Source organism: Acinetobacter colistiniresistens, from assembly GCF_024582815.1.
GTDB lineage: Bacteria > Pseudomonadota > Gammaproteobacteria > Pseudomonadales > Moraxellaceae > Acinetobacter.
Map to the genome: position 1 here is coordinate 2,675,448 of NZ_CP102099.1, position 11,839 is coordinate 2,687,286.

The 11,839-nt window shown below is 40.6% G+C and carries 12 protein-coding genes and 1 pseudogene; 3 read left to right on the forward strand and 10 right to left on the reverse strand.

What is annotated here, in order from left to right:
- The first annotated feature begins 124 nt into the window (after positions 1-124).
- Both NQU59_RS12850 and NQU59_RS12855 read left to right on the forward strand, forming a co-directional pair.
- Complete coding sequence (locus tag NQU59_RS12850) at positions 125-1,414, forward strand: serine hydrolase domain-containing protein (protein ID WP_257063702.1); 1,290 nt, start codon at positions 125-127, stop codon at positions 1,412-1,414.
- A 203-nt stretch (positions 1,415-1,617) separates the two neighbouring features.
- Positions 1,618-2,538 (forward strand): LysR family transcriptional regulator, encoded by a 921-nt coding sequence (locus tag NQU59_RS12855; RefSeq protein WP_257063703.1) that lies wholly within the window; start codon positions 1,618-1,620, stop codon positions 2,536-2,538.
- A 46-nt stretch (positions 2,539-2,584) separates the two neighbouring features.
- Here NQU59_RS12855 and madM read toward each other — a convergent pair whose 3' ends face one another.
- The 10 genes and pseudogenes from madM to NQU59_RS12905 form a co-directional block, all read right to left on the reverse strand.
- Positions 2,585-3,352, reverse strand: a complete 768-nt coding sequence (gene madM / locus NQU59_RS12860; RefSeq protein WP_257063705.1) for a malonate transporter subunit MadM — start codon at positions 3,350-3,352, stop codon at positions 2,585-2,587.
- Positions 3,345-3,761, reverse strand: coding sequence for a malonate transporter subunit MadL (madL, locus tag NQU59_RS12865; RefSeq protein WP_005270369.1), 417 nt, complete (start codon positions 3,759-3,761; stop codon positions 3,345-3,347). The genes madM and madL overlap by 8 nt, the downstream gene beginning before the upstream one ends.
- Positions 3,762-3,810: 49 nt before the next feature.
- Positions 3,811-4,740, reverse strand: coding sequence for a malonate decarboxylase subunit epsilon (gene mdcH / locus NQU59_RS12870; protein WP_257063707.1), 930 nt, complete (start codon positions 4,738-4,740; stop codon positions 3,811-3,813).
- Positions 4,737-5,345, reverse strand: a complete 609-nt coding sequence (locus NQU59_RS12875) for a malonate decarboxylase holo-ACP synthase (protein ID WP_373462937.1) — start codon at positions 5,343-5,345, stop codon at positions 4,737-4,739. Before NQU59_RS12875 ends, mdcH begins: the two co-directional genes overlap by 4 nt.
- A gap of 2 nt (positions 5,346-5,347) precedes the next feature.
- Complete coding sequence (gene mdcE, locus NQU59_RS12880; protein WP_257063709.1) at positions 5,348-6,169, reverse strand: biotin-independent malonate decarboxylase subunit gamma; 822 nt, start codon at positions 6,167-6,169, stop codon at positions 5,348-5,350.
- A 2-nt stretch (positions 6,170-6,171) separates the two neighbouring features.
- Positions 6,172-7,023, reverse strand: a complete 852-nt coding sequence (locus NQU59_RS12885) for a biotin-independent malonate decarboxylase subunit beta (protein WP_257063710.1) — start codon at positions 7,021-7,023, stop codon at positions 6,172-6,174.
- The gene (locus NQU59_RS12890) at positions 7,016-7,318 is read right to left on the reverse strand and encodes a malonate decarboxylase subunit delta (protein WP_005270380.1); all 303 of its coding nucleotides are present in this window, start codon (positions 7,316-7,318) and stop codon (positions 7,016-7,018) included. The genes NQU59_RS12885 and NQU59_RS12890 overlap by 8 nt, the downstream gene beginning before the upstream one ends.
- Positions 7,319-7,329: 11 nt before the next feature.
- A complete protein-coding gene (locus tag NQU59_RS12895) occupies positions 7,330-8,205 on the reverse strand; it encodes a triphosphoribosyl-dephospho-CoA synthase (RefSeq protein WP_257063711.1) in 876 nt (291 codons plus the stop codon).
- Positions 8,205-9,884 carry a malonate decarboxylase subunit alpha gene (gene mdcA, locus NQU59_RS12900; RefSeq protein ID WP_257063712.1) on the reverse strand — a complete coding sequence of 560 codons (1,680 nt, stop codon included), beginning with the start codon at positions 9,882-9,884 and terminating at the stop codon, positions 8,205-8,207. The genes NQU59_RS12895 and mdcA overlap by 1 nt, the downstream gene beginning before the upstream one ends.
- Before the next feature lie 1,046 nt (positions 9,885-10,930).
- A pseudogene (locus tag NQU59_RS12905) lies at positions 10,931-11,246 on the reverse strand (phosphonoacetaldehyde hydrolase); the annotation flags it as partial.
- Between the two features lie 88 nt (positions 11,247-11,334).
- Here NQU59_RS12905 and NQU59_RS12910 point away from each other — a divergent pair.
- A complete protein-coding gene (locus NQU59_RS12910) occupies positions 11,335-11,745 on the forward strand; it encodes a DUF4377 domain-containing protein (RefSeq protein WP_032865346.1) in 411 nt (136 codons plus the stop codon).
- Positions 11,746-11,839 lie beyond the last annotated feature (94 nt).

Sequence of the window (11,839 nt, forward strand, 5' to 3'; positions counted from 1 at the left end):
TTTAATTTTTAAATGTTTTGTTAATAGGGAAATTTTCACCAGTTTACTTAATTCTAATGGCTGTTTAAAAGCTAAATTAAAGTAGCTATTGGAATAATAGAAAATATTATCAAGGAACTTAAATATGAAATCAATGAAGTTAGGAATGATTTTTGGAGCATTACTTATTTCTCAGGGTACTTTGGCTCAATATGATTGTAAAAGCTTAGGTATGACAGAATGTCCCTCTCCTATGGATACGAAATTGCCATCGGCCCATGATATGCTCACGTGGTCACCGAGTGACAGAGTTGTCGGTTTTCGAAACACATATCGTTTATACGATGGCAGTGTGTTTAGACCAGATCCCAAAAATATTCTTCCGCTTCAAAACAGTAGTATTCAAATCACAGATAAGGATATTAGCTATACTGTTCATAACAAAAACTATCATTTAAATGATTACTTAAAAAGTCAGAATGCAACTGGATTAATTGTGCTTAAAGATGGAAAAGTTGTTCTTGAATATTATGGTCAAGGCAATACGCCAACCACATTATGGACTTCTCGTTCTATTGGTAAGTCAGTTGTTTCAACTTTAGTCGGTATTGCAATTAAGCAAGGAAAAATTCATTCGGTCGATGATCCAATCATCAAATATCTTCCTGATTTAAAAGGCACTGCTTGGCAAAATGTGACCTTAAAACAAATCTTACAGCATGCTTCTGGGGTGGAATGGAATGAAGACTATGCTGACCCGAACTCCGATTTTGCACACATGACCTATTGCGAAGCACAAGCTAACCCTAATGACTGCGTTTATAAACTTGTTAAGAATGTAAAGGCAAAATATAAACCTGGCGAAGTCTGGTCTTATAACACTGGTGGTGCATGGCTGGTGGGTAAAGTACTCGAAGCCGCAACTGGACAGAATATTGCACATTATTTGCAAGAAAACATCTGGAAAAAAGTGGGCATGGAGCGTGAAGGTGTCTGGCATTCTTATCAACGTAATGTCACGGATATGGGAGGTCATGGTTTTAATGCGACACTCAGAGATTATGCGCGATTTGCCCTCTTTGTATCAAAAGAAGGGAGATTGGCAAATGGAGAAAAAATGTTACCAGACCATTGGTTAAATGATTTAAGCCATTGGACTACTGCCAAGAACTCTGTAACGCCAGACTATCCAAAAGGACAATATGGTTATCAATGGTGGAATTACCATCCAACTTCTGGCGCTCCACTCCATTCTAAAAACATGGATGCAACCTTCTGGGGCCGTGGAATTTTTGGTCAACGCATGGCCATTAATCCGAAAAACAATATTATTATGATGCAGTGGAGCACTTGGGATTCTGCTCGACCTTCAGCAGAAATTGAAAACGAAAATGCATTATTCTTTAATGCTGTAAGTAACTATTTAACCAAATAAATAGACTTTCATCGCAAGGCAATATTACACATAAAGTCGCTGTTGCCTTGCGGCATTTTCTTTTTCAATTGAGACCTCCAAAATGCTTTCAATAACGTTCTTTTTTGTTTGGTTTAATAAATCTCTATAAAAATACAATCGTCATACTTAACATAAAAAATTCCCTATATAATTGTTTTCATTATTTTAATTTAGTTTCGGCAATGAAAATAGAAGAAGAATTGACACTCAAAAAAATCCAAATTTTTTTGGCTTTTATGCGTCATGGAAATTTGTCTAAAGCTGCAGATGAGATGCAAATCAGTAATGTTAGTGTACATAAAGCATTACATTCTTTAGAGAGCGCTTTAGGATGTCCTCTATTTAAAAATGAAGGCCGCAATCTGATTCCATTGAAAAGTGCCTATGTATTGCAAGAGCATTCTCAGAAACTGATTCAAGATATGATCGTCACGGTGAATAAAACCCGTGAAGCCGCTGGCTTTGCTGCAAAAATATTGCATTTAGGTTCACTTTACTCACTCACTGTCAATACAATTCCCAATGTCATCAGTGGTTTAAAATTAAGACGAGGTGAGTTAGATATCCAACTTCTGCTAAGTTCCAATTTAGATTTAGTCAAGAAGCTAAAATCAACAGAGTTAGATGCCATTATTGTTGCGCTTAATGATACGACTGATGATTCAGATTTTGAAACGCTTCCCATGTTTCAAGATACGATTTACTTAGCCGTAAATAAAAACTCCCCATTGGCTTTAATGGATGAAGTTGATCTAACAACCTTGAAAGATGAAAAGTTTTTAACGCTTTCTAAAGGTTTTGCGACACGTAATGATTCAGATGTTTTGTTCGAAAAAGCATGCATTGACCCCAAAGTATTTTTACAAGTCAGTGATATTTTTACTTTGGTCAGCATGGTGAGTACAGGTGTTGGGCTTGCCTTATTGCCAGGTCGTATTTCAACGATTTATGAAAGTTCAGTTAAACTCATCCCCTTAAAAAAGCCCTTCCAAATTAAACAAGAAATTGGTCTGGTCTTCTTAAAAAGTAAAGAACGTGATCCAAACCTACTTGCCTTAATTGCTGAATGTCGTATGTTTTCCAAACGATTCTTAGAGAAATAAAAAAGCCCCTTCATGATTTATCAAGGGGCTGTGAAAAAGTGCAGAATTAATTACCCAACAGGGCTTTTACTGAAAAAAACAAGATTGTTGGACCCATTAAGCAACCTAGACCTGTATGGAATGTTGCTGTTAAAGCGCCATAAGGCACTAAACGGCGATCTGTTGCTGCCAAACCCGCCGATACGCCACTCACAGTTCCGGCTAGCCCACCAAAAATCATTGCTGAACGTGGATTATCAAGCCCCATAAATTTTGCTGTCATTGGAGTAGATACCATGACACAAATTGCTTTGACCAAACCCGTTGCAATGGAGAGTGCAATAACTTCCGAACTTGCTCCCACAGCAGCACCTGTAACAGGTCCAACAATATAGGTAACAGCTCCCGCTCCAATTGTTGTAATACTTGCGGCATCACGATAACCAAAGATCCAAGCAAAGATACAGCCAACAATGAAGGGTAGTATGGTACCTAAAAGTAACGAGAATGCACCGATAAACCCAGCCTTTTTGGCCTCAGTTGCTTGAACCTCAAATGCAGTTGCGACAATTGTAAAATCACGCAACATTGCACCGCCCATCAAGCCAATACCAGAAAATAAGGCAATATCCGTAATGCCCTTTTCACCACCAGTCACGGTTCCACCTACCCATGCCAGTCCCAATCCGATAATAATTGCGATTGCTGAGGCATGCACACGCCCATTGGTCAAATATTTGGATAGTTTGGTGGATAACCACATTATTAAGGCAATCAGTGCAAATGCCGTGACTAAACCTAAATGTGTTAAATCTTTTAATAACATCTCAACCATGAGCTTTGCCTCCTACACTTGTCAACGTACTTATTTCTTCTTTAGGTAAAGGGGTTCCTTTTTTATAACGACTCAATGCGGCAATGGTGACAGTACATACGGCCACAGAAAAAATGGCGGCTAAAACTGCCATATGTCCACTGGTAATCGCAGAAACAACATTCTGTTGTGCTGCCATAGCCACGACGACAGGGATATACATCATGCCCCAAAAGACCACACCTTTTTCTGTATCTACATGCATCAAACCACGTTTATCCATCCATAAACGGATACAAATGAGCAAGATCATTGCAATACCAACGCCGCCAACATTCGACGGCACACCTAACAGAACACCTAAAGCATCACCAATAATGACGCCTACCAGCGTACATAAGGCAAGCAAACCAACGCCATATATAATCATTTTCAATTTCCTCTATCCATTGAGTAACTTCATTTATTTCTGATTCTGTTTATGCAAAATTACGTTGCTTTTGCATTTCAATAACCAAATTTTCTAATCTGGTATTTTGAAAAGATAAAACCGTTCCTTCTTTAAATACTTTCCGTGCCAAACCTGTCAGTGTGGTACCTGGCAAAGCTTCTATCTGTAATCGAACACCTCGCTCCCACGCCGCCTGAACGGTGCTTTCCCAATCGATGGTTCGGCTCATATTAAAAACAAGATCATCAATAATTTGTTCAGGTGTGCTGAGCAAACGTGCTGATGTTCCACTTAAATATCTGATACTAGGTTGATTTAACTGAATATCCTCCGCCAAACTAGCCAATTGTCTGGCTTGTTTTTCCAATAAACAGCAGTGTGATGGCACACTGACCTCTAATCTTTTGGTGATTGCCCCAGATTGTGTTGCAAGCGTTTGAACCTGCTGCATTGCAAGATCTGAACCTGAGATCACGGTCTGGTTTGGTGCATTAAAATTGGCAACAAAAATATCTGAACAATGTTCATGAATTTTTGAAACCCACTGTTCAACTTTAGATGAGTCCGAGCCAAGAATTGCCATCATGCCAAAGCCTTTCGGATAGGCTTGTTGCATCAACTCAGCACGCTGTGCCACCAAAGTCAGGCCATCTTCAAAAGTAATGACATCTGCGGCTGTAGCGGCTGCCCATGCACCAATCGATAAACCCGCAACATAATCTGGTTTGAGACCTTGTTCTTTCAGCAATACCGAACAAATCACGCCAGTCATATACAAACAGAGCTGAACGGAATATGTCGATTGCAAAGCTTCCTTTTGGTCAAGCAATAGAACATCTTGATGCAGTAGATCCGATGCCTGTTCTAAATATTCCCTCACCAGCGAATGTTGAGGTAAATCATGCAACATATTCACTTTTTGAGAGCCTTGTCCTGGATAGACCCAGATTGAACTCATACTTTTTCCTTTTCACACCAAGGATTTTTGACTAAAACTGCTTTGTCATTCCGTTTTAGCAACACCTCTCCTGTCGTCCTTGCCCATTCTTTTAATGCAACACCACCTAAAGGTGTCTGCAATTGCACATCAATCTTGATTCCTAAATGTTCTAGCGCAATTAACATGCTGTGTGCATCAGCTTTTGAGAGCATTTGCACTGTCCGAATCAATACGTCAACATCACTGTTTTCCGTCACAGTTTTCAAGCCTGTTGCCAGTTCATAGCCTACGCTACCGGCATACCCCCATGGCAGATCAAAGCCCTGTATGGTTTGGTGAATAGCTTGCAGTTTGTATTGTAAATGTGGGAATAAAGCCAAATCCTTTGTAATCAAACTTTCTGGACTGACTTTTTTAACAATTGCCTCAACAGGCATTTCAGTGGCAAAGCGCAAATTCCGTTGTTCACCTCGAATACCCACTGCAACCATATGCATTTTAGTAACTGCCCGTCTGACTACAACAGGCTTTTGTTCAAATAGCACTTTAATGGCCCAATCTGGTACGTTCTTAGGTAACATGTGTGGGGTCATCCCCCACAATAAATCGTGGGCCTGCCACATCTTTATGTCCATTGCTCACGTAATTGTTCACGTACCTGTTTTGAGGCCCGGCGATTTTCACCATTGAGACGATGTTTTAAATTCACCACACCTTGCTGTTGAACCTCTTGGATTGCCTCTAATACTGCATTTTTCACAGTACTTACATCTGCCAAGGTCGGCTGCTCAGCATCTTCAACCTGAAGCACACCAGATAACAAACCTAAAGTGCTATAGCTTTCAATATCATAGGCCATCGGTGGAATTTCGGCTGCCAGCGCCTCTAGTTCTTCCACCGTTCTAAGCGTGACACGAGCAGCAGACTCTTTCCCCATTGCATGTACCATGACTCCTTGGTCTTTAAGGGCCAAAATACGATTCGCTTGATAACCATGTGCTAAAAAGGCACCAGACATCGACTTACCCACTAACAAGCTAATAACAGGATGACCGGCTAAACGAGCTGTGACATAACGGTCGACAGCAGCTGCAAGCGCCTGATGAATCCCAAGTACTTCTTCTCGACGCCCATAAGCCTGACTTGGCACATCAACAATACATAAAATGCTGCGTTTCTCTGATTGGTTTTGATCGGCCTGAATAACTTCATCAATTGCTTGTGCCAGTGACCATCCTTCTAATAAACCAACCTCACCCTGTCGTGCACGTGGATAAGCATTATGTTCATCTGTAACAATGGCAAAAACGCGAACGGCCAGACCAGCCCATTGACCATCTGCAATCAATAAAGAGTCAATCTTGGTTTCGATTAAATCAAATTGTTGAGTTAAGGCATTAAACCAGTTCCGTCCTCGTGAGGAAGCTTGAACAACTGCTGTATTCATCTTTAAGCCCCTTTTCCTTGATATAATGCTTGAACTTCAGTAGGTAAAATTTGTGTCGTCGTATCAACCTGTTGCAGCTTTGATAAATAAAAAGCTGCATTACTGCTACGATGAACTGGGGGTTTACCTTGTGAAATACATTGCATAATTTGCTGTTGAATCAGTTGACGATCATCTTCAACATAAAAATCAACCAGACCACTAGCAAACCGTTGTGCTCCACCAGTGATACTCCAGATAAAAGGACGATCTTTGGCATCGTATTCTTGGACACCTGCCTCCTGTTCAATCACTTGAGGCCCATTTAAGCCCAGACGACCTTCTTGCGTCATAATCAAATAACTGCATAGCCCAGCTGCAATTGACATGCCTCCAAAACAGCCCACACTTCCTGCAATCACGCCAATAACAGGTTGATATTGTCTCAGTTCAACAATGGCCGATTGAATTTCAGCAATCGCGGCTAAGCCCAAGTTCGCCTCTTGCAAACGGACACCACCTGTTTCCAGCAGTAAAATGGCCGTAGTCGGGATACCATTTAGGTTGTCTTCAATGGCCAGTTCTAATGCACCTGCAATCTTGGCACCACCCACTTCACCGAGACTTCCCCCTTGGAAGATCCCTTCGATTGAAATGATGACCACAGGGTGTTGCTGAATTGTCCCTTTAATCACCACCACACCATCATCCGCTTGAGGAACAATATTTTGTTTCGCTAACCAAGGTGACATCATTCGTGCAAATGGATCTAATAATTCACGAAAGCTTCCAGCATCGAGAAAAGATTTCGCTCGTTCGCGTGCTCCAAGCTCAATAAAGCTCTGTTTATTCAATAATTGTTTGAGATTAGTCACCTGTCACCTCCTCTAACGCCTGTTCCAGTCTTAAACGAACTACGCCTGGAGTTGCACCAAAATCATGAATATCGATGTTGACAGCGGGCGGGCGCTGAAATGAAAAAACTCGTTCAAACAGATTTTTCCAGCGTTGCTGACTGCCGTCGACTGATGTAACCACCTTGATTGTTGTGGTTTGGCCTAATAGGTTCGGTTCCATCAGAATTTCAAGATCACCAGATCCCACACACCCAACTAGGGCTGATTTTTTGGGAATCTCTCCTGCCGTAAATTCAAAAGTTAATGTTTCCATCGTTATCTTCCCTAAGATGATTTCCAGTGATGTTTTTCTATGCTATCGAGGAACAAGAGCGTGGCTAGCAAATCTGCTGCACCACCTGCAGAAGCTCGAATTGTCAATAAGTCCTGTTCGAGTTGTGACAAGCGTTGCTGTCCTTGCGCTGTTGAACAGCCTCCGAGTGCCAAAACATGTTGAGCACCTACCTGCATTTTATGTAAACCCTCTAATCCAGCTCGATGAATCACACAGGTATCTGTGAGTTGCCCCATCATTGCCAAAAGTGCATCTAAACGGGCTAAAGATTCAGGTATTCCACGCACCCGACTACGGTGTAGTTGAGCTAAGCCATATTGGGTTATAACAGGGAAGCCTTGCTGTGCCTGTTGCTTTGCCCCATTGACTCCAAATTTTTGCCTCGCTTGCTGCCCATGTGTATGCAGTTGTTTTGGCACGAACTGGTCTTCAATGCGTGCCAACTCACTGGCAGTTTTGCACAACCCTTCAACAGTGCATCTTTGCTGATTTAAAAGTGTTAATGCGGCAGATGTCACGACTAGGCCAATTGACCAAATCGCACCACGATGTGTATTCACTCCCTGAGTGACTTGCAACATACGATGCTCGCCGTATCGGCCAAGCTGCCCTATATCTTCTCTCAGTGCAGTACAAACATCTCCATGCAGTTCAGCAGCTTCTGCCATCGCTTTAAACATTGGAAATAAGCACTGGGCAGAAAGTTCCATTAACTCAAGGCTTAAATCATCATGTGCACCGCTTCCACGTTGATCAACCAAAGCCGGTTTTGGAGTTAAATTGACTTCATCAATTAAGGCTTGCACGGCCATATCTGCCAGAAACTCTGCTGTGTTAAAGCCCGTTGTCTTTAAGAGTGCGTTCATTACCAACTCCTAAATTTTGCAGGAGGCTGATAAAGGCCATCCGACCACGTTACAAGATCCGCAATATTTTTGGCTGCTAATAATTCACGCGTTGCGTCAGTACGGCGGATTCCTAAATCTTCAGGGAAAACCACCAAACCTTCTTGGCGTAATTGCTCTGTTTTTTTCGGATCATGATTTAGGCCAATATCGGTAACACCCGCCACAGCAGCAATCATTGCCTGACGTTCTTCCAAGCTCCGCGCTTTATAGAGGTAGGCAATTCCTTCCTCGGTTAAAAGGTGAGTCACATCATCGCCATAAATCATAATCGGTGCCAAAGGCATCCCCGCTTTTTTTGCGACATCCACCGCATCAAGTCTGTCTACAAATGTTGGTTTTCCACCTTCCTGAAAAGTTTCAACCATTTGTACAACTAATTTTTTCCCACGAGCTAAATAAGTGTCAGTTTCATTCTGACTTTCGATCCGCATATCCAGCCAAGCAGGTGTTGCATGCCTGCGGCCACGTGGATCATGTCCCATATTCGGGGCTCCACCAAATCCCGCTAAACGGCCCTTGGTTACGGTTGAGGAATGACCACTCCCATCCACTTGTAAGGTTGCACCAATAAACAGATCGACCGCATATTGACCTGCCAGCTGACACATCATGCGATTCGAACGTAAGGAACCATCGCGACCTGTAAAAAAAATATCTGGTCGCGCCGCGATGTATTTTTCCATCCCCAGTTCAGTACCAAAGCAATGCACACTTTCAACCCAACCCGTTTCAATGGCAGGGATCAAAGTTGGATGTGGATTCAAAGTCCAATTGCGGCAAATTTTGCCTTTTAAACCTAATGATTCGCCATAAGTTGGCAAAATTAATTCAATCGCTGCTGTGTTAAAGCCAATCCCATGATTGAGTGATTGCACTTGATGACGTTCATAAATGCCACGTATCGCCATCATGGCCATTAAAACGTGAACAGGTTTGATGTGCTTGGGATCACGTGTAAACAAAGGTTCGATATAAAAAGGCTTATCTGCGACGACGACAAAATCAACCCAAGATGCAGGAATATCAACGCGTGGAAGATCCTGTACGTCATCAACAAGCTCATTCACTTGTACAATGACAATGCCATCACTGAAAGCAGCGGGCTCAATTAATGCAGGTGAATCCTCTGTACTTGGGCCTGTATAAATATTGCCATGACGGTCTGCCATAAACCCTGCTGAAAGGACAACATTGGGAATTAGGTCAACCAACAAACGTGAATACAGTTCGATATAGGTATGAATCGCGCCAATCTCAAGTAATCCATCCTCGAGTAGTTGGCTAATGCGTAAACTTTGTGTACCTGCAAAGGAAAAATCAAGTTTACGTGCAATGCCTTTTTCAAACAGATCTAGATGTTCAGGACGTCCAATGCTTGGCATAATCATATGTAAATCATGAAGCATTTTGGGATTTACTTGTGCAAGCGCACGGGATAGAAAGTCAGCTTGTTTTTGATTGTTTCCTTCAAGAACGACCTTATCACCTGAGCTAATCAATGTTTCCAAAACTTGAATAATATTCTGTCTAGGAATGACCACACCATCAGTATGTTTACGCGCCTGTTCTAATTTCAATTGTTTCGCATGTCGACGTTTTGTCCATAGATTTGCTTTGTTCTGAACACAACCTTCCATGTGCTTTTCCTTGGTAACGATGACTTGACTTACCTTATAAAAAGCTTTTTCTGGATTTGGATCAATCAACTTACAGAAGAGACTATTAACCTCAAGTTAATGAAATTTTATTTTAAAATACATCTAATTTTTACAATAAAATGAATAGCTTATTTTATAAAAACCAAAGAGTTTTTATTTTTATGGCAAAACTCCCATGCTAAAAAGATAAAACGTACGTTTTATTTTCAGATATTCTTCTGTATTGATTAAAAAACCGTTTTATAGATTGCTATTTTCTTTTAGCATAAAATCAATAAAAACCTCCAGTTTTAAAGGCTGAGAATCTAAGCAAGATAGAGCGGAAAAAAATGACACGTACTGCGGCTATGCTCCCCACCAATACCTCTTTTAATGATCCTGTTCTCAATTCTTCTGCTACGGTAAAACGATAGACTTGCATTAAACCCAGTCCAGTTTGATCAAGGTTAATGTCGACAAGAAATCATCTTTACAGGTTATTGGTCCTTTTGCCTCAACCGATCTCACTTGTTCTGTATCATTTATAACCAAGGTGCTAGCTAGCGTGTACTCGGCATTTCAAACTGAATACATTCATGTGATCTTAACTGCACTTCGGTAGGCATCCTGATCTGAATCCAAATGATCAGCTCGTATTATTAGTTTCATCCCGATCTTCAACATTGTTTCCTGTTAGTAAACAATGAACTGAAGGAATGTCAAAAGTCAGTAAATTTATTCATGTTATATTGGCTAACACTTGATTAAGAAAGAAATACTCCTCGACTCAAGTAAGTGAGGTACGCAATAAATAAAGGAGGTCGAATATTAAAAACCGATTGCAGAAGCTATGCTGCAATTTAGCATTTAAATCTCTAGTTAAAGAATGAATGATCCCTCTTGAATCAGCGCAAAAAAGAGACTCTTTAACTAGAGCTTAAAGCTATCTGAAGCATATTAATTTTAAAATGAATCAATCAAATCATTTTGAAATTCACTATTATTTACACTATTTCCCGAATGAATTAAGGTGGATCGTCTTTTATTCAAAGATGTTTAATATCTTCAGGTAAGTCCGTAATTAATACCTCACTATCAACCACGTAACGTGTACTAGAAAAATTCATTTTGCATAAGCTTTATCTTTCAACCCCTGTTGCTGTTTAACTGATAATGCATGCCATTCTTCGAAACTGAAACCTGCCTCATTGCCGCTAATTGCAACACTGACTCTCTGGCAGCCAGCATTAAGCCTGCTTTAATACCAACCACGATGTCATCTACTTTAACCACTGTTTTAATATTGGATAGCTCCAGCTCAATCAGATTTTTCCAGGACATTTCCGAATATGGGCGCCCATGAAAACACTTATTTTTTAACAATATATTACTTCATCATTTATTTAAGTCTTATATGATCAAGTCTTCAACATGAAAATTGCAGATTAAAATGAAAAAATTTTTATATATTACAGTACTGGCTTTAGCATTAGTTGCATGTTCTAAAGAAGCAAACAAGTCTACAGAAACTCAGGCTGCAACTGAAGACAAAACCGTTGTCGCACAAACTCCAAATAGAATCTCATATCTTGAAATTTCCCCTAAAACCGTAAAATGTGATGCTGGGGCGGCTCAACTTGATTGCTTGCAAGTAAAAAAAGTCGAATATAAAGATGGGAAAAAAACCTATTTGAGTCAAGATTGGGAAAACTTCTACACTGAAATTGAAGGATTTAATCACAACAATAATGAGCAGGTTTTCATCAAAGTAAAAGAATTTGATATTCCGAATCCACCTGCAGATGGATCAAGCATTCGCTATGTGCTTGACGAAGTTATCGAGCAAACTCCAAGTAAATAGAATGGATAGAAAAATCCTATCTGATAATACGGGGATTTTTCTTATGAAGATCTCATACCTTGATTTAAAAATGCATTCATGAGCTTGCATATTG

Coding starts and splice junctions, on each gene's coding strand:
- NQU59_RS12855 (WP_257063703.1), top strand. CDS start 1,618: ATGAAAATAGAAGAAGAATTGACACTCAAAAAAATCCAAATTTTTTTG.
- mdcA (WP_257063712.1), bottom strand. CDS start 9,884: ATGGAAGGTTGTGTTCAGAACAAAGCAAATCTATGGACAAAACGTCGA.
- madM (WP_257063705.1), bottom strand. CDS start 3,352: ATGGTTGAGATGTTATTAAAAGATTTAACACATTTAGGTTTAGTCACG.
- mdcE (WP_257063709.1), bottom strand. CDS start 6,169: ATGAATACAGCAGTTGTTCAAGCTTCCTCACGAGGACGGAACTGGTTT.
- NQU59_RS12875 (WP_373462937.1), bottom strand. CDS start 5,345: ATGTGGCAGGCCCACGATTTATTGTGGGGGATGACCCCACACATGTTA.
- madL (WP_005270369.1), bottom strand. CDS start 3,761: ATGATTATATATGGCGTTGGTTTGCTTGCCTTATGTACGCTGGTAGGC.
- NQU59_RS12890 (WP_005270380.1), bottom strand. CDS start 7,318: ATGGAAACATTAACTTTTGAATTTACGGCAGGAGAGATTCCCAAAAAA.
- NQU59_RS12895 (WP_257063711.1), bottom strand. CDS start 8,205: ATGAACGCACTCTTAAAGACAACGGGCTTTAACACAGCAGAGTTTCTG.
- mdcH (WP_257063707.1), bottom strand. CDS start 4,740: ATGAGTTCAATCTGGGTCTATCCAGGACAAGGCTCTCAAAAAGTGAAT.
- NQU59_RS12910 (WP_032865346.1), top strand. CDS start 11,335: ATGAAAAAATTTTTATATATTACAGTACTGGCTTTAGCATTAGTTGCA.
- NQU59_RS12850 (WP_257063702.1), top strand. CDS start 125: ATGAAATCAATGAAGTTAGGAATGATTTTTGGAGCATTACTTATTTCT.